The following is a 16,679-nucleotide window of genomic DNA, read 5'->3' as shown; positions in this document are numbered from 1 at the left end:
GTACGTGGCGGCGGCGGGTACGTTCGCGAGGTAAGACGGTTGGGCGCGCGGCAACCCCAAGAGCGATTTGCGGTCGCGGAGGGTGCCGACCGTTGGCCGGCACATCGGGAACATCATCCACGCATGGCGTGGATCTACTGATGGATGATGGCAACGCCGAGCGGCAGGCGGGTGACCTGCAGACCTGCTGTTGCCGCCAGTGCATCCAGCGCCTGCTCGGGGCGATCGATGCGCAATGCGGCACTCACTGCAGGCAGTCGTGACAGATCACCGCGCACGAACGTCGGGCCGGCACGATACCGCCCCACCCATTGCACGGCGTCGGCGATGCTGGCCTGCTCCAGCAGCAGTTCGCCCTGCCGCCACGCGCCCACACTGTCGGCCGCCACATCCTGCAGACGCGTCACGCCGCTGCGCTCGCCATAGATGGCACGCTGGCCCACCTGCAGGTAGGTCCAGCCACCGTCGGCCGGGCTGGCCACACGCACCCTGCCCTGCCCGACCTGCGTTTCCACCCCGCCATCGCCACGCGCGACGGTGAACGCGGTGGAGATGTCCTCGACCACGCCATTGCCGGCACGCACGCTGAAACGTCGCTGCGCATCCGGGCTGACCTCGAACCAGGCGCGCCCGCGCAGCAGCTCGACCTCGCGGGCATTCGCGTCGAAGCGCACGGCAATCGCGCTGTCGGCGTCGAGCACCGCATGGCTGCCATCAGGCAGCGTTACGTTCTGCACGACGTGCGTACTGCGATGGTCGGCCTGCAGCCGCAACCAGGCCTCCGGCCATGCCACCAGCATCGCCAGCGCAGCTGCAGCAGCCATTGCCCAGCGCATTCGATGCGGGCGCCGGCGTTCGGCGGGCCGGACCTGCGGGTGTGGCCCGACGCTGCGCCACAGCGTGCGCTCGTGCTCGAAGGCCCGGCGGTGCCCCGGCTCTGCCAGCCAGCGCTCGAACTCGTGCATGCGCCCCTCGCCGATGTCACCCGAGGCCAGCCACGCAATCCAGCCCCGGGCCTGTTCGGCCAGGGCATCGTCATTGGCGGCGGGCAGCGTGTTCGGCGGGCTCATCGGCTGGCGGACAGGCGCATTCAAGCGCGGGCGGGGGAACTAGACCGCATCTGCGGTCCAGTGATCAAGACGTTTCAGCGAGGGCCAGCCCCAAGCCGGGGCGATCATCGGCCGCTGCGCGCCCAGGCCAGGCGTTGCAACGCGGTGCGCACATGGTTCTCAACGGTGGTCACCGACACCCCGAGGCGGCGGGCAATCTCGGCCTGGGTCAGGCCCTGCAGGCGGTTGAGCCGGAAGATGGTGCGGGTCGGCTCCGGCAGGTGTCCGGCCGCATCCAGCACACGCTGCAGCTCGTCCTGGGCCATGGCCTGTTCCTCGGTCGAGATGACCTCGTCCGGCCCCCACAGATAGTGGTCGGCCAGCAGGCGGTTGCGCCGGGTCGACTCGCGGCCGTGGTCGGTGGCCAGGTTGGCGGCCAGCCGGTACAGGTAGGCACGCGGATTGTCGATGGCCTGGCTGTCATCGACACCACGCGCCTTGAACCACACCGCCTGGATCACGTCCTCGGCGCCGTTGTCGCCCCCCAGGATGCGTTGCACCCGGCGCAGCAGCGCAGGCCGCTCGCGGATCAGCAGTTCGGTGAGGGAGGCGGCATTGGAGGACATGCGCGGAACCGGGACGACAGACGGAAGGCGCCGCGCATGCTACTCCGTTAATGAGAATCAGTCACGTTCGCATCAATGGATGCACCCGGTCAGCCCGTCATAGACGCTCTGCGAGGTCCCCGGCAACGGGTCATGCAGTGGATTGCGGGCGGCGAGCGCGGCATGGAAGGCCTCCACCGGTGTGCCAGGCACCAGCGGCAGGCGGCACAGCCAGGTCGGTTGCCGGGCGACGATCGCACCGTCATGCCGCGACACAGCCAGGTCACTGGCGGCAAATGCCCACAGGCACTCATGCACCGTGCCGCGTACCGCGTCCACCGAGCAGCGCAGGCGCAGGGCGCGGATATCGCTGTACTCGCCTTCGCAGAAGGTATCGCCGCAGATCGCGTCGAACCCGTACTGCAGACGTCCCTCCAGGGCAAAGAAGCGGTCCCAGTTGGCTTCCTGCCGCGGGTAGTCGATCAGGTCGACGTAAGGAGAGGCCTGGGCCAACGGCGCAACCAGCAGCATGCAGAACAGGGCGAACGGCAGGGCAGACACTTTCATCGGCGGACTCCTTGGCAAGGTCGATCCAGCCTGCGCCCCCGCACCGGCCGACCCTATCAGCCAAGCCCGGCCTGCCGCGTGGGTCCCTGCCCCACGCAGCGGTCAGCCCCTCCCTCTGCACAGCGCCCGGCAAAGGCATAAAATGGGGGGCTATCCGTCTATATCCCCCACCTGGAGCACGACCATGGGTCTGGAACTCGTCTCGCCCGGCAAGAACCCGCCGGAAGAAATCAACGTCATCATCGAGATCCCGAAGGACTCGGAGCCGGTGAAGTACGAAGTGGACAAGGAAACCGGCGCGATCTTTGTCGACCGCATCCTGTCCACCCCGATGCGTTACCCCTGCAACTACGGCTACGTGCCGAGCACCCTGTGCGGCGACGGCGATCCGGCCGACGTGCTGGTGGTGCTGCCGCTGCCGCTGGTGCCGGGCTCGGTCGTGCGCTGCCGTCCGGTGGGCGTGCTGAAGATGAGCGATGAGGCGGGCAGCGACGAGAAGATCCTGGCCGTGCCGGTCTCGAAGATCTTCAGTGGCTACGCCCACGTTGAAGACATCGCCCAGGTCTCGAGCCACTGGCTGGAGCGCATCGGCCACTTCTTCGAGCACTACAAGGACCTGGAGAAGGGCAAGTGGGTCAAGCTGGACGGTTGGGGCGGCGCCGCTGAGGCCAAGCAGATCCTGATCGAGGCGCACCAGCGCCACCTCGACAGCAAGGCCTGAGCCTGAACCGGATCGCTCCGGCGGTACCCTGCCGGAGCGATGCGGGTCACGTTTCATGATGACGGCACATCACTCTTGCTGCCGTATTAGGTAAATTGCGTCACTTCACACGTCATCGACATCCATCGTCGAGACAGCCAGGGGAATGTGTCGTGCGTATTCTGCTTGTTGGGGATGCAGCCAGCCTGCCGGCTGAGCTGACCGAATTCATTGCCGATCTTGGGGAAGACTGGCAGCCGCTGACCGCCGCCGATGGCCAGACCGCGATGACCGCGGTTGCCACCCAGGGCGTGGACGCGGTGATTGTCTGCCCGCAGCTGCCGGACCTCAATGCCACCACGCTGCTCGGCCAGATCAGGACCCTGCGTCCGGAAACCATCCGCATCGCGCTGGTGGACGCACAGCATGGCAACCGGCCGCCGCCGGCACGCCTGATCGGTGTCGCTCACCGTTTCCTGCCGTTGCCACTGGCACCGGAAGTACTGCTGGAAGCGCTGACCAGCCTGGAAGAGCTGCGCGAAGTGCTGGACAGCCCGCGCCTGCGCGATGCCATCGGCCGCATCGAGAAACTGCCGTCGCCGCCGCACCTGTACCTGAGCCTGACCCAGGCGCTGGAGCATGATGACGACGCCGACAGCGCCGACGTGGCCAAGCTGGTGGCCGCCGATCCGGCCATCGCCGCCAAGGTGCTGCAGTTGTCGAACTCGGCGTTCTTCAGCCAGGGCCGCACCATCGCCGACCTGCGTACTGCAGTCACCCGGCTGGGCCTGGCCACGCTGCGTGACCTGGTGCTGGCCAGTGAAGTGTTCTCGGCGCCGACGCTGTCGACTGCCGAACGCAACTCGCTGCAGCAGCGCGCCCTGCTCGCCTCGCGCCTGGCCGCACGCCTGCTGCCCGAGTCCAGTGCCGAACTGGGCGCAACTGCGGCACTGCTGGCCGACATCGGCCTGCTGCTGCCCGGCGTACGCAACGAGCGCACCGAGCCGTCGCTGGCCGGTGATACCCGACCGGGCCATGCCGAAGCCGGTGCCTACCTGCTGGGGCTGTGGGGCCTGCCGATGCCGATCATCGAAGCGGTGGCATTCCACCTGCAGCCGCAGCGCGCCAACACCCGCAGCTTCTGGGTGACCGGTGCGGTGCACGTGGCCCTGGCGCTGGTCAACGGCGACCCGGTGGATGAGGACTATCTGCAGCGCGCGGGCGTGCTCAACAAACTGCCGCAGTGGCGCGAACATGCCAACAGCCTGATGGGGCTTACGCCGAGCGAAGCCTGAGTTCCACCGGCAATCCACACGATGAAGGCGCGTCCGCAGGGACGCGCCTTCGTTGCGTCAGGGCTGCGCGCAGTGGTCGTACACGCAGCGCTCGAACAGGAACTGGCAGTACGCCGCATCCTCACCGGCCTTGATGCAGTTGCTGCGCACCTCCGCGCAATAACGGCCATTGGCACACACCAGCGGACCGGCCGACACACTGCCGGCCAGGCTCAGGACGGCGAGAACTGCAGCAGCAAACATACGTGGCATCGCGTTGTTCATTTCGCGCTCTCCTTGGTCCGGAATGGACCTCTGCGAACCTACCAGCGGTCCAGTTGCGACAAGCGTGACCTTTGTCGCTGAACTGCCCGATTCAGAATTTCCCGACCCGGCTCTGCCAAACGCAAAGAGGGCGGGCCTTGCGGCCCGCCCTCCTCGTCTTGCCTTCAGGCTTCGATGGATCAGAAGCGCTGGTTGTACTGGATGAACAGGAAGCGGTCGTAATCCAGCATCGGGTCCAGCTGCACGGCACTGGCGTTGGTCACCGCGTAGGTGATCGGCGGGGTCTTGCCGAACACGTTGCGGGCACCGACGGTCACGCTGCCGTTCCACGGGGCCTGCCAGGTGGCCGAGATGTCGTGATAGACGATCGCGCCCTTCTTGTTGGCACCCAGGCCACCGCTCCAGCCACCGTTCTCGGTGTAGTAATCCGGCTGGTTGCACTCCAGGCCATTTTCCTGGTCGTAGCAGAAGTCGCGGAAGCCGCCGTAGTAACGCATGGTCCAGGTGGCCGACAGGTCGCCCTTGGTCCAGGTGCTGGCCAGGGTGCCGCGGACACGCGGGTAGTTCCAGTAGCCTGCGTAGTCATCCCATGCAGCACCCTTGGTGGCCTGCTGACGGAAGCTGGTCAGGTAGTTGGTGTCCAGGTTGAACGACAGGGTACCGAAGCTGTATTCCGGCATGCGGTAGCGGACGCCGAAGTTGTAGCCTTCGGTTTCCAGCGAGCCCAGGTTCGCGTTGCCGCGGCTCAGGCCGGTGACCTGCTGGCCGTTGGCGACGTCGCCACGGCTGTACTGGTCACAGAAGGCCTGCACACCGTTCTGGTAGCACTGGTTCAGCACGTAGTTCGCCGACAGCGCGGTGATCACGTTGTCGACAGTGATCTTGTACCAGTCCAGCGAGACGTTCAGGCCGCTGACGAAGCTCGGGCTCCAGACCAGGCCCGCGGTGCGGGTCTTGCTGGTTTCCGGCTGCAGCTTGTCGTTGCCCACACCCGAGTTGAACGGGTTGTTACCCTGGGTGTCACGGGCACTGATCGGACGACCGGCAGCGTCGGTCTGACGGAAGTCGGACGCCAGGCCTTCAGCACCGCAACGGGCTGCAACGGCCGGGTTGCTGCGCTGGCCGAACACGGCATCACACGGATCGGTGAACTTGTCGAAGGTCTGCGAACCACCACCGAACGTGTCGTCCAGGGTCGGGGCACGGAAGCCCTCGCCGTAGGTCGCACGCACCAGCAGGTCGTCGATCGGCTTCCAGGTCACGCTGAACTTGCTGTTGACCGTGTTGCCGAACTTGTCGTAGTCCGAGTAGCGGCTGGCGATATCCAGCGACAGCTCCTTGGCACCCGGCAGGTCACGCAGCAGCGGCACCATCAGTTCCAGGTAGAACTCGTTGGTCTTGTACTTGCCTTCGGTCGGCTGCGCGGCCAGCTCGGTGGTGTAACCCGAGGAGGACAGTGCGTCCGGGTGATCGTAGCCCGACACTTCGCGATGCTCGTAACCGGCAGCGAAGGCGAACTCGCCCGCATCGCCCGGCATGTCGAACAACGAACCGGTGATGTTGGCGAAGTACTGCTTGCTCTTGCTCTGGCCGGTCGAGTTCAGCAGGGTATTGATGTACTTCAGCGCATCCGGGGTCGCAGCGCTGGCGCCGCCCAGCAGGTCGAACGGGACGCAGCTGCCCGGGCTGGTGCCCAGCGCGATCGGGTTGGCAGCGGTGCCGCACTGGGCGACGCCGTTGGCGTTGATGAACGACGGGCCGAGGGCGTTCTTCAGGGCCAGCAGGTTGATGTTGCCCGAGCTGGTCTGGGTCACGTCGAACTGGTTGTAGTTGATGCCCACATCCCAGTCGAACGGACGGTTGTTGAAGTCGAAGTTGCCTTCCAGGGCCGCGTCGAAGTGCAGCGACTTGACGTTGTTCTGGGTGATGCGCGGCAGTTCGAAGATACGACGGCCCCAGCCACCGATGTCAACGCCGGCGCCCGGGTTGGCCCAGTTGCCCAGCGGGTTGTAGATGCTGTCCTTGCTGATCGCCACCGGGAACTGCGGCTGCGAGGTGCCGGTCAGCGGGTAGCCGGCGATCTGGCGCTTGGAATCGCGCTCGGAGTACATCGCCGTCGACTTCAGACGCAGGTTGTCGTTGATGTCGTAGCTGGCCGAGGTGAACATGGTCTTCGACTCAGCGCCCTGGTTCAGCATCATCTGCTGCGAGGCGTTGTAGTAGTCGTCCAGACCAATCAGGTGGTAGTTGTTGAAGTTGTTCGACGGCTGGCCAACGCCGACCGGGGTGTCCCAGGAACCGGTGTGGTTGACCACCCAGGTGTTCGGGACCCACTTGCCAGCCTTGTTGTATTCGCCAGCACCGGCGGTGCCTTCGGCACGCGGATCGGTGAAACGACCCCACGGGCCGGCCGGGCTCAGACCGTCTTCCTTGTGGCCCTGGCCATAGGAGTACTTGGTCAGGCCACGATCCTTGGCCCACACCGGATCTTCCTTGATGTAGTTCGCGCCGAACACGATCGAGGAGCGCTCGCCGCTGGCACCCAGGGTCAGGCTGTACTGGGTCTTGGAACCGTCGCCGTGGCTGTTCTGGCCATAGTAGGCACTGGCCTCGGCGCCGTCGAAGTTCTTGCGCAGGATGATGTTGACCACGCCGGAGATGGCGTCGGAACCGTAGATCGCCGAGGCGCCGTCCTTCAGGACTTCAATGCGCTCGATCAGCGAGGTCGGGATGGTCGACATGTCGGTGAAGCCGGCCAGGCTGGTGCTCCAGCGCTTGCCGTTGACCAGCACCAGCGTGCGCTGCTCACCCAGGTTGTACAGGCTGACGTACTGGCCGCCCTGTTCCGGGTTGGACGCCAGCACGGCCGCCTTGCTGAAGGTCTGGGTGCCTGCCACGGACAGGTTCTGCAGCAGGTCGCCGACGCTGACCAGGCCCGAACGCTGGATGTCCTCATGGCTTACGGTGAGGACCGGCTGGGAGGTTTCCACATCCACCGAGCGGATGCGGGAGCCGGTGACTTCCAGGCGATCAAGGGTGGTCGGGGCACTGGCTTCCTGTGCGGAAGCAAATGCCGGTGCCAGCGCCAGCGCGATGCCGGCGGGCAGCAGGCCCAGCCGCACGGCAGGGGTGCGAACGTTCATCAATCTCTCCAAGGTACGTGTTAGTAGCGTGTTAAAACGCTCCAGCACGTTACGATTGCGTTGCGATGCTGTATTTGCGCGACCCAACCGTAGACTTTGCAGAGTGTGGCGGGAGCAAGCCGCCGTTTTCCCTGAACCGGGAAGCAGACTGCCCGTAACGGGCGCGGAAGGCCCGCGCGAAGCTGCAGCAGTTGTCGAATCCGCTGGCCGCGGCGACCTCGCCCACCATCATGTCGGTGTCGCGCAGCAGATCGGCGGCCCGCTCCAGGCGCAACCGTGCCGAAAGCGACTGGGGGCTCTCTTCATACAGGCTCTGGAAGGTCTTGGAGAGGTACCAGCTGGAGAAGTTGGTCAGCTCGGCCAGTTCGCCGATCCGCACCACGCGGTGGCTGTTGCCCTCCAGATAGAGACGGGCGCGCTGCATGCGGCCGAACACCTGGCGCTTGCGGCTGCGTGAGCGACCGGGGCAGCGCTGTACGTTGTCGGCCAGGTCACGCTGCAGGCCGGCCAGATGCAACAACAGCGGGCGCAGCGCCTGCGCTGGCAGGCCGCTGTCGAGCGCATCGCGCCACAGGCGCAGGGCAACGCGGGCGTCACCGCGGCTCATGCGACCACGACCGGCATACAGGCCGCAGTCGGCCATCTCGGACAGCACCCGCATCGCCTCCGCAGTCAGGCTGAGGCCCACGCACAGTCCGTTACGGCCGGCCTGCACCAACGGGCGCGACTCCTTCTCGAAGGCAATCCACTCGCCATGGCGCAGGCGGAAACGCCCTTCCTTGGCTTCCACCCAGGAACTGCCCCGCACCTGCAGCCAGACAGTGAAGCTTGACCCTGCGGTCTGCAGGCTGCCGAGCCGGGCCACGCCCATGCAGGTCGGCGCGAGATCGTCCAGCGCCTTGTCGAGGGAGACGGTTTGGCCACGATCGGCCAGCGAGAGTTGACGCATGGGGCACCACGGGTTTGCCTGATACAGGCTTCCGTTTTGCCTAATCAGGCGTCAGCCCGTCAGGAAAATCCGCCGAGATCGCCACGAATTCGCGGCGAGAACTCCACGAAAAAATCACGAAGAGATATTTTTCTTCAGGATCAATGACTTGAGAAAGGCTGGGAACAGTGCCGGCGTCGACCGGGGCAGCTGCATGACGCCGATGTCGGCACCATCGCTGACCGCCAGGGCGACGTACAGATCCCGGCCATCGGCGCTGGCACTGATGCCGTTGCCCGCACTGAGCCGCTGCCGGTCCAGGCAGCGCTCGGGGGCTTCGGTGCCGGCCTGGATATGGATCAAGGTCGTACCGCATTCGGTCGAGTTGCCGAGATACCCGATGCCACCGGTGCCCGCCACCGTCCAGGTGCGATAGCGCCATCGGCTGGGCCGGTCTTCACTGACCTGCTGCACGCTGGCCGGGGACAGTGCCGCATCCACCGACCACAAGCCGCCGGACGCCAGGCGTGTGAACAGCACGCGGCCCTCGCCCCGATCGAAACGCGCCTGGGAGACGCCGTCGATACTGGCCAGGCGGCGCCAGGGGGTCACGCTGCGATCGAACAGGCTCAACCGGGTGCGTTGCTCTGCATCGCGCTCGACTACCAGCAGCTGCTCCGGGGTTGCCCCGTACAGGGCCTGCAGCGGCTGATCCACCGGAACCGGCAGCGGTTGCAGGTGCTCGTCGCGCGGGGCGATCTCGTAGACAACGGTACGCCCATGCTCGTCACGCCCGACCACCAGCAGCTGGCGGCTGTCGGCCGACCAGTCCGGCGCCTGCCGCCCCTCCGGACGCAGGCCCTCGATCGGCCGCAGTGAGTCAGGCCGCTGCATGTCCGCCCACCACAGCGCGAAACTGCCGGAACGATCGGAGGTGAAGACCAGCTGGCGACCGTCGGGCGCCGCCATCGGCTGCCCGTCGCGCCCGCTGGACGCGAACAGCCGCTCGGCGCTGCCGCCGGCCATCGGCACCTTGAACACGCCGAACTGGGCACGGCGGTGAACGAAGGCCAGCACGTCGCCGTGGCGCGACACCGCAGGCCACTGTGCGTCGTCGAGGCCGGCATCACGCAAGGTGCGGCGCTCCACGTCCAGGTAGTACAACCGCACCTCGCTGTCCACGCGCCGGCCGAACACGATGCTGCGCCCATCGCCCAGCCAGGCCCAGCCACGCTGTTCGGCGGATTCGTTGGTCAACTGCTCCAGCTCACCGCCTGCGGCCGGCATCCGCCACAGGTCGCCCATCTGTGGATTGCGCACGAACACCAGCCACTTGCCGTCGGGCGAGTAGCGTGGCGCGTAGTCAAAATCATCCTGATCGACCGCGTAGTCCAACGCCCGCCACTGGCCGCTGGCCAGGTCGAGCACACGGATGCCGCGATGGGCATAGCGGCCCACCATGCTGCCAAAGACCAGGCCGCGGCCATCCGGTGTCCAGTCGAAGCTGAGCAGCTCGGTTCCATCGCAACGGGTCGCCTGGCGCACGCCGCCGCCAGTGGCGCTGGCGATCAGCACCTGGCAACCGCCGTCGGCCCCAAAGCGGGCAAAAGCGATCTCGCGCCCGTCCGGTGACCAGCTCGGGAAACGGTCACTGGCCCCCTTCGGCGGCAGCGCCAGCTGCCGGGCCGGCGCATTGCCCGAGGTCTGCACCTTGATCACACCACCTCCGGCGCCATCCTCGCTGGCGCCTTCGTAGGCAACCTGGGAGCCGTCCGGCGAAAGTGTGGGATAGGTTTCAAAACCACTGGTAGCGGTGATCAGGCGATAGGGACGCTGCGGGCTGCCGATCACCCGCACGCCGTTCTCGACCGCTGCATCCACCGGTGAACTCGGCTCCGGCCCGCGCCGCAGCAACAATGTGGCCATGACCAGCAGCGCGGCCAGCATCATCACGCCCAGCACCCACAACAGCTGGCGGCGCAGCTGGCGCCAGCCACGCCGGCGTGAAGGCGCTGCCGGCACGGCCAGCGCCGGAATCGTGCCGGCACCGCCCGGCGACGGCATCACATCCGCAACGGCCACCGCATCCACTTCCGCCACCGGCTCGAAGTCGTCCAGCGCCTGCACCGGTACCAGCAGCCGATAACCACTCTTGGCGATGGTCTCGATGTAGGCCTGGCCATTGTCGTCGTCGTTGGCGAACGCCTTGCGCAGCTGGGTGACGGCCTGGGTCAGCACGTCATTGGTCGGCAACGTATCGGGCCAGACCTCGGCAAACAGCTCTTCACGGGTGACCACGCGCCCAGGCTGCCGCATCAACACGCGAAGTACGCCCAGCGCTTTCGGCGTCAGCCGCCGCGGACGGCGCGCGCCTTCAACCTCGACCTCACGCGAGGACAAGGTGATGACACAGTCGCCGACCTGCACGCGGTCGGCGTCAATGGGCGTGAGTTCGCTGCTGTTCATTTTCCGCTATACAGTAGGGACGGGACCTGGGCAGGGCTCACCAGCAATACCGTCCCCACCGTCCCTGGACAGGGCCATCGAAAAGCCAGATTCCGCACAAAGCATCGGCGCATACCGCAAAAACAATAACGCCCCCGGATATTAGCCTAAGCCGGTTACCCCGCCTATGACGGGGTCGACACTCAGGCTCTCTCTCGCCGACGCATTCACATAATCTGCATCACCATTCGCGCCCTTTTGGGCGCGAAATTTTTATCTGGCGTTCATTTTCACATGCGCCGAAGCATGGTCAATCCGACCAGACGCGACACCACAAGGCCGATATACATGACGCCTGCGAACTGTTCGAGCATCACCAGGGCCCGTGCCTGCGGGTGCAACGGCACGACGTCACTCAATCCAACTCCGGACAACAAGCTGAAGCTCAGATAAAGCAGCTCCATCCAACTGCGCTCGGGGCCAGCCGTCGCACCCTGGAAACTGCCTGGATACCACTGTTGGCACACCGCGAATGCAAAGGCGAACCCCCAGGCCAGCAGGGTGAAGGTTGCCCCGGCCGCGAACAGTTCGTCGCGTGTTACTCGATGGTCCTGCAGCATGTAGGCGATCAATGCCCCGGCCGTATAGAAGTACAGCAGGCTTTCCAGCAGCTGCGCGGTGGTCAGCAGCGCGCTGCGGTCCAGCAGGGCGCCAGCCAGCGAGAACACCACCGATGGAATGGCCAGCAGCAATGCCAGCCAGGTTCCCAGCGGACTGCGCTGGACCACCCACAGCGCCAGGCCGAGTACCGCCATGCCGACCATGCCCAGCGCCGCCCGGCCAGCGGCGGTGTCATCGAGGGCGGGATACAGCAGCACCGCGATCAACTGGGCGGCCAGGAGCCAGGCCGAAGGATGGCGGCGGGCGATGGCCAGCCAGCGGGTGGTCGTGGCAACGGGCATGGCGTCCTTTCCCATGGGCGATGCGCGGAGGATAGCCGGGCGCGGCGTGATGAACGGTAGTGCCGGCCATTGGCCAGCACTCTCCCCGGTCCCGTGCACGACGGAATGCCGGCCAGCGGCCGGCACTACCCGTTACCCCGTCACCCCTGGCGGTAGACCTCGGCCCCGCCAGCACGGAACTCCTGCGACTTCTCCTTCATGCCGGCCTCGGCGTAATCGCGCACGTCCTGGGTGATCTTCATCGAACAGAAGTGCGGTCCGCACATCGAGCAGAAGTGGGCCAGCTTGTGCGCGTCCTTCGGCAGCGTCTCGTCGTGGAATTCCTTGGCCTTTTCCGGATCCAGGCCCAGGTGGAACTGGTCCTCCCAGCGGAACTCGAAGCGCGCCTTGCTCAGCGCGTTGTCGCGTACCTGCGCGCCCGGATGCCCCTTGGCCAGGTCGGCCGCGTGCGCGGCAATGCGGTAAGCCATGATGCCGTCGCGCACGTCCTGGCGGTTGGGCAGGCCCAGGTGCTCCTTCGGCGTCACGTAGCAGAGCATGGCCGTGCCAAACCAGCCGATCATCGCCGCACCGATCGCACTGGTGATGTGGTCGTAGCCCGGCGCGATGTCGGTCGTCAGCGGCCCCAGCGTGTAGAACGGCGCTTCGCCGCATTCGCGCAGCTGCTTGTCCATGTTTTCCTTGATCAGCTGCATCGGCACGTGGCCGGGGCCTTCGATCATGGTCTGCACATCGTGTTTCCAGGCGATCTTCGTCAGTTCACCCAGCGTTTCCAGTTCGCCGAACTGCGCCGCGTCGTTGGCATCAGCGATGCAACCCGGGCGCAGGCCGTCGCCCAGCGAGAAGGTCACGTCGTAGGCCTTCATGATTTCGCAGATGTCTTCGAAATGCGTGTAGAGGAAGTTCTCCTTGTGGTGCGCCAGGCACCACTTGGCCATGATCGAGCCGCCGCGGCTGACGATGCCGGTAACACGCTTGGCGGTAAGCGGCACGTAGCGCAGCAGCACGCCGGCGTGGATGGTGAAGTAGTCCACGCCCTGCTCGGCCTGCTCGATCAGGGTGTCGCGGAAGATCTCCCAGGTCAGTGCCTCGGCGCGGCCGTCAACCTTCTCCAGGGCCTGGTAGATCGGCACGGTACCGATCGCCACCGGCGAGTTGCGGATGATCCATTCGCGCGTCTCGTGGATGTGCTTGCCGGTGGACAGGTCCATCACCGTGTCACCGCCCCAGCGGATCGCCCACACCAGCTTCTCCACTTCCTCGGCGATGCCGGAAGACACCGCGCTGTTGCCGATGTTGGCGTTGATCTTGGTCAGGAAATTGCGGCCGATGATCATCGGCTCGCTTTCCGGGTGGTTGATGTTGTTGGGCAGCACCGCACGGCCACGGGCGATTTCGTCGCGCACGAACTCCGGGGTGATGACTCTCTGGATCGACGCACCGAAGGCCTCGCCCGGGTGCTGCTGCAGCAGGCCGGCATCGCGGATCGCGTCCAGGCGCTGGTTCTCGCGGATGGCGACGAATTCCATTTCCGGCGTGATGATGCCGCGGCGCGCGTAATGCATCTGGGTGACGTTGGCACCGGCACGTGCGCGGCGTGGCAGGCTGCGCGCGGGGAAACGCACCGCGTCGAGCTTCGGGTCATGCTCGCGATCGCGGCCGAACGAAGAACTCAGTCCTTCGAGCTGCTCGGTATCACCGCGCTCTTCCACCCAGCCGCGACGCAGTGCCGGCAAACCGGCGGACAGATCGATGCGCACCTCCGGGTCGGTGTACGGGCCCGACGTGTCGTAAACGGTCACCGGCGCATTCTCTTCGCCGCCGAACAGCGTCGGCGTACGGGTCAGCGCGATCTCGCGCATCGGCACCTGCAGATCAGGGCGTGAACCGGGCACGTGGATCTTGCGCGAGCCGGGAATGGGCCGGGTCACGGATGCGGAGAGTTGCTGGGCCTGTTGCTGCAGGGCGGAGAGCTGTGCGTTCATCGGGCATCGTCCAGGAAGGTCAGGGACGAAGCGGCGGCGCACGGCACCCGCGCACGGACGGTCCTTGGGCGGAGTCCGGGCACGGCTGCATTGCAAAGCTTCCCTACGCCGGTATGAGCCGGATCAGGTTCCAAGGGACTGTCTCAACCGTGGCCACATGGCCCGGTACCCCCGCTTCTTGGTGCGCATTAGAGCATAGACCGCCCGCCTCCGGGACCAGATCCGCTTTCCTGCGGGAAGCGGATCTGGTCCGATCGCCATTCGTTAACGGAACCATGACGTCGTGTTCAGTAACGTGCACGCCATCGCGTTGCTGAGATCGATGCGTTCCCCGCCGCCTTCGCGGCCCCTGCCCGGTCCGTGCTGCATGCCGCCGGCCCTTCGCCGCAAGCTCTGCTCGCTCCCCTCAATCCCGCTTGATCGGAGAAGCTCCTTCATGGTGTTTCGCGTTTCCATCGCACTGGTTCTGCTGCTGGTGCTGCTCGCCGGTATCGCCCCCGGCCCCTTCAACACCGTGGTCCAGTCGATGCTGGCAGAAGTCATCCGCAGTGTCGGCTGGCTGTACCTGCTGGTGGTGTTCCTGGCGCTGGTGTTCCTGATGTACCTGGCGTTCGGCCGCTTCGGCAACCTGCGCATCGGCGGCGAGGACGCCGAACCCGAGTTCTCGCGTGCCAGCTGGATGTCGATGCTGTTCGCCGCCGGCATGGGCATCGGCCTGGTGTTCTGGGGTGCGGCCGAGCCCATCTCGCATTTCAGCAAGCCGCCGGAAGGCCTGGCGCCGCAAAGCCTGGATGCGGCGCGCGCATCGATGCGCTATGCGTTCTTCCACTGGGGCCTGCACCCGTGGGCGATCTACGCACTGATCGGCCTGGCGATGGCCTGGTTCCAGTTCAACCGCAATGGACGCGGCCTGGTCAGCGACATGCTGCAGCCGATCATCGGCCGCCACCATCGCGGCTGGATCGGTCGGGTGGTCAACATCGCCGCCGTAGTTGCCACCGCGATCGGTGTCGCCACCACGCTCGGCTTCGGCACCATCCAGATTGCTGCCGGTATCGAACGCGTCTTCAGCGTGCGGGCTACCGTCGCCGTGCAGATGACCATCATTGCCGTCGCCTTCGTGCTGTACATGGCCTCCACCGCCAGTGGCGTAGAGCGAGGTGTGAAGTGGCTGTCCAACTTCAACCTGGCGTTGGCTGCCCTGCTGGCAGCCATCCTGCTGGTGCTGGGGCCGACCGGCTTCATCTTCGATACGTTCACCACCACGCTGGGCTCCTACCTCAACCAGCTGGTGACGATGAGCCTGCGCATGTCACCGTTCTCCGGCAGCACCTGGGTGGCGGACTGGACGATCTTCTACTGGGCCTGGTGGATCTCGTGGGCACCGTTCGTGGGATCGTTCATCGCGCGCATCTCGCGCGGCCGCAGCGTGCGCGAGTTCGTGATCGGCGTCGTGCTCGCACCGACGCTGCTGGGCTTCTTCTGGTTCGCGGTGTTCGGCGGCACTGCGTTGTGGGCACAGATCTTCGGCCACGCCGATCTGGTGCAGGCGCTTGGCAATGGCTACGAGACGGTGTTGTTCACACTGTTCGACAGCATGCCGCTACCGCTGTTGCTGTCGTGCATCGCGCTGGTGCTGCTGATGATCTTCTTCGTGACCTCGGCCGATTCGGCGGTCCTGGTGCTGGCCAGCATGTCCACCGACGAGGCTGGCGACCCACCGTTGAAGCGCAAGCTGGCCTGGGGCATTGCGGTGGCACTGATCGCAGCGGCGTTGCTGCTGGCCGGAGGCCTGGACGCGCTGCAGGGCATGATCACGATCGCGGCATTGCCATTCGCGCTGCTGATGGTGCTGGTGATGGTGTCGCTGTACCGGGTGCTGGACCAGGAGTACACGCGGGAGCGGCGGCAGGCGCAGCGCCAGCGGCACATGATCGATGCGTGGATCGCACGCGAGATGGCGGCGCAGGAGGAGACCCAGGCGGAGGCAGCGCGCGCGCACGATCAGGATTGAGGGTTGTTTTGCAGCCTGCGGCTGCACCGCTTTTTTCAAGCAAGTGCAAGTGCAAGTGCAGAAGCCAAAGCGGCTCTGGGTTACTGCTGGCTGGGCGAGGCGGTGTGGGTGGGCAGGACACGCCGTGAACCCATCCCTGGGGGCTCGATGGCGCCATCCATGGCGCCAACGGTCCTGCCCACCCACACCGCCCCACCCCCGACAGATTTCCGGTGACGGTTGGTTCTTCACGCCATGCGTGGATGAGGTGTATCGGAAAACAAGAAGGGGTCGGATCCGTTTTCCTGCGGAAAAACGGATCCGACCCCAATACACAGCGCGCGGCTGTTGCCGTTGCCTTTGCTCTTGCTCTTCTTTTTTTCTTTTCCTGCGGTGACGGCCACGGAAACTGTCCGTGGCCGGGCGGGTGGGTTGGCTGGGGGCGTGTGATCTGGCCCCCTGAAAACGGACGCCATGAAGCCGTTTCAGGCGGCAGCCCGGAGCTGCCGGGCGTAGTTGTTAGGCGAGTGGTAGCCCAGCGCCGAGTGTAGCCGGGCTGGATTGTAGAAGCCGTGGATGTAAGCAGCGATGGACTGGCTGGCTTGTTCCCTACTGGCGTAAGGCTCGGCAGCCTCTTCTGTCTTGAGCGTCGCAAAGAAGCTCTCGGCCACCGCGTTGTCCCAGCAATTGCCAGGCCGGCTCATGCTTTGGACCACGTCATGGGACTGCAGCAGCTGGCGAAA

14 protein-coding genes and 1 riboswitch are annotated in these 16,679 nt (G+C 65.8%); of the genes, 3 read left to right on the top strand and 11 right to left on the bottom strand.

The window, feature by feature from the left end; all coding sequences use genetic code 11:
* Window positions 1–134: 134 nt before the first annotated feature.
* The 3 genes from JLDANKMP_RS16900 to JLDANKMP_RS16890 all read right to left on the bottom strand — a co-directional run bounded on the left by JLDANKMP_RS16900 (window position 135) and on the right by JLDANKMP_RS16890 (window position 2,221).
* The gene (locus JLDANKMP_RS16900) at window positions 135–1,070 is read right to left on the bottom strand and encodes a FecR domain-containing protein (protein ID WP_212561698.1); all 936 of its coding nucleotides are present in this window, start codon (window positions 1,068–1,070) and stop codon (window positions 135–137) included.
* A 104-nt stretch (window positions 1,071–1,174) separates the two neighbouring features.
* Entirely contained in the window at window positions 1,175–1,675 is a 501-nt protein-coding gene (locus JLDANKMP_RS16895) for an RNA polymerase sigma factor (protein ID WP_014038389.1), read from the bottom strand.
* A 72-nt stretch (window positions 1,676–1,747) separates the two neighbouring features.
* A complete protein-coding gene (locus tag JLDANKMP_RS16890; protein ID WP_005410934.1) occupies window positions 1,748–2,221 on the bottom strand; it encodes a hypothetical protein in 474 nt (157 codons plus the stop codon).
* A 184-nt stretch (window positions 2,222–2,405) separates the two neighbouring features.
* Between JLDANKMP_RS16890 and ppa the strand changes: the two genes are divergently transcribed.
* Window positions 2,406–2,942 (top strand): inorganic diphosphatase, encoded by a 537-nt coding sequence (gene ppa, locus JLDANKMP_RS16885; protein WP_005410935.1) that lies wholly within the window; start codon window positions 2,406–2,408, stop codon window positions 2,940–2,942.
* A 152-nt stretch (window positions 2,943–3,094) separates the two neighbouring features.
* The gene (locus JLDANKMP_RS16880; protein ID WP_212561697.1) at window positions 3,095–4,216 is read left to right on the top strand and encodes an HDOD domain-containing protein; all 1,122 of its coding nucleotides are present in this window, start codon (window positions 3,095–3,097) and stop codon (window positions 4,214–4,216) included.
* A 57-nt stretch (window positions 4,217–4,273) separates the two neighbouring features.
* Here JLDANKMP_RS16880 and JLDANKMP_RS16875 read toward each other — a convergent pair whose 3' ends face one another.
* The 6 genes from JLDANKMP_RS16875 to thiC all read right to left on the bottom strand — a co-directional run bounded on the left by JLDANKMP_RS16875 (window position 4,274) and on the right by thiC (window position 13,943).
* Complete coding sequence (locus JLDANKMP_RS16875; RefSeq protein ID WP_005410937.1) at window positions 4,274–4,480, bottom strand: hypothetical protein; 207 nt, start codon at window positions 4,478–4,480, stop codon at window positions 4,274–4,276.
* A gap of 179 nt (window positions 4,481–4,659) precedes the next feature.
* Window positions 4,660–7,623 carry a TonB-dependent receptor gene (locus JLDANKMP_RS16870; RefSeq protein ID WP_005410938.1) on the bottom strand — a complete coding sequence of 988 codons (2,964 nt, stop codon included), beginning with the start codon at window positions 7,621–7,623 and terminating at the stop codon, window positions 4,660–4,662.
* Between the two features lie 49 nt (window positions 7,624–7,672).
* The gene (locus JLDANKMP_RS16865) at window positions 7,673–8,572 is read right to left on the bottom strand and encodes a helix-turn-helix transcriptional regulator (protein WP_005414398.1); all 900 of its coding nucleotides are present in this window, start codon (window positions 8,570–8,572) and stop codon (window positions 7,673–7,675) included.
* Between the two features lie 114 nt (window positions 8,573–8,686).
* Window positions 8,687–11,017 carry a winged helix-turn-helix domain-containing protein gene (locus JLDANKMP_RS16860; protein ID WP_212561696.1) on the bottom strand — a complete coding sequence of 777 codons (2,331 nt, stop codon included), beginning with the start codon at window positions 11,015–11,017 and terminating at the stop codon, window positions 8,687–8,689.
* A 269-nt stretch (window positions 11,018–11,286) separates the two neighbouring features.
* The gene (locus JLDANKMP_RS16855; RefSeq protein ID WP_012481194.1) at window positions 11,287–11,958 is read right to left on the bottom strand and encodes an ion channel; all 672 of its coding nucleotides are present in this window, start codon (window positions 11,956–11,958) and stop codon (window positions 11,287–11,289) included.
* A 140-nt stretch (window positions 11,959–12,098) separates the two neighbouring features.
* A complete protein-coding gene (thiC, locus tag JLDANKMP_RS16850; protein ID WP_171968795.1) occupies window positions 12,099–13,943 on the bottom strand; it encodes a phosphomethylpyrimidine synthase ThiC in 1,845 nt (614 codons plus the stop codon).
* Window positions 13,944–14,025: 82 nt separating this feature from the next.
* Window positions 14,026–14,126: riboswitch (TPP riboswitch) on the bottom strand.
* A 253-nt stretch (window positions 14,127–14,379) separates the two neighbouring features.
* Here thiC and JLDANKMP_RS16845 point away from each other — a divergent pair.
* The gene (locus JLDANKMP_RS16845) at window positions 14,380–15,957 is read left to right on the top strand and encodes a BCCT family transporter (RefSeq protein ID WP_212561695.1); all 1,578 of its coding nucleotides are present in this window, start codon (window positions 14,380–14,382) and stop codon (window positions 15,955–15,957) included.
* 227 nt (window positions 15,958–16,184) lie between these two features.
* Here the strand turns inward: JLDANKMP_RS16845 and JLDANKMP_RS16840 are convergent, their stop codons facing one another.
* Together JLDANKMP_RS16840 and JLDANKMP_RS16835 are read right to left on the bottom strand one after the other, a co-directional pair.
* The gene (locus JLDANKMP_RS16840) at window positions 16,185–16,340 is read right to left on the bottom strand and encodes a hypothetical protein (protein ID WP_212561694.1); all 156 of its coding nucleotides are present in this window, start codon (window positions 16,338–16,340) and stop codon (window positions 16,185–16,187) included.
* A gap of 81 nt (window positions 16,341–16,421) precedes the next feature.
* Entirely contained in the window at window positions 16,422–16,652 is a 231-nt protein-coding gene (locus tag JLDANKMP_RS16835) for an integrase core domain-containing protein (protein ID WP_343237749.1), read from the bottom strand.
* Window positions 16,653–16,679 lie beyond the last annotated feature (27 nt).

This window comes from Stenotrophomonas sp. PE591 (genome assembly GCF_018320795.1).
Classification (GTDB): domain Bacteria; phylum Pseudomonadota; class Gammaproteobacteria; order Xanthomonadales; family Xanthomonadaceae; genus Stenotrophomonas; species Stenotrophomonas maltophilia.
This window is presented reverse-complemented; position numbering and strand designations above follow the sequence as displayed.

What these genes read in the sequence shown, in the direction of transcription:
- JLDANKMP_RS16895 (WP_014038389.1), bottom strand. Translation starts at nt 1,675, where the DNA reads ATGTCCTCCAATGCCGCCTCCCTCACCGAACTGCTGATCCGCGAGCGG.
- JLDANKMP_RS16890 (WP_005410934.1), bottom strand. Translation starts at nt 2,221, where the DNA reads ATGAAAGTGTCTGCCCTGCCGTTCGCCCTGTTCTGCATGCTGCTGGTT.
- JLDANKMP_RS16900 (WP_212561698.1), bottom strand. Translation starts at nt 1,070, where the DNA reads ATGAGCCCGCCGAACACGCTGCCCGCCGCCAATGACGATGCCCTGGCC.
- JLDANKMP_RS16845 (WP_212561695.1), top strand. Translation starts at nt 14,380, where the DNA reads ATGGTGTTTCGCGTTTCCATCGCACTGGTTCTGCTGCTGGTGCTGCTC.
- JLDANKMP_RS16855 (WP_012481194.1), bottom strand. Translation starts at nt 11,958, where the DNA reads ATGCCCGTTGCCACGACCACCCGCTGGCTGGCCATCGCCCGCCGCCAT.
- ppa (WP_005410935.1), top strand. Translation starts at nt 2,406, where the DNA reads ATGGGTCTGGAACTCGTCTCGCCCGGCAAGAACCCGCCGGAAGAAATC.
- JLDANKMP_RS16865 (WP_005414398.1), bottom strand. Translation starts at nt 8,572, where the DNA reads ATGCGTCAACTCTCGCTGGCCGATCGTGGCCAAACCGTCTCCCTCGAC.
- JLDANKMP_RS16870 (WP_005410938.1), bottom strand. Translation starts at nt 7,623, where the DNA reads ATGAACGTTCGCACCCCTGCCGTGCGGCTGGGCCTGCTGCCCGCCGGC.
- JLDANKMP_RS16875 (WP_005410937.1), bottom strand. Translation starts at nt 4,480, where the DNA reads ATGAACAACGCGATGCCACGTATGTTTGCTGCTGCAGTTCTCGCCGTC.
- JLDANKMP_RS16860 (WP_212561696.1), bottom strand. Translation starts at nt 11,017, where the DNA reads ATGAACAGCAGCGAACTCACGCCCATTGACGCCGACCGCGTGCAGGTC.
- thiC (WP_171968795.1), bottom strand. Translation starts at nt 13,943, where the DNA reads ATGAACGCACAGCTCTCCGCCCTGCAGCAACAGGCCCAGCAACTCTCC.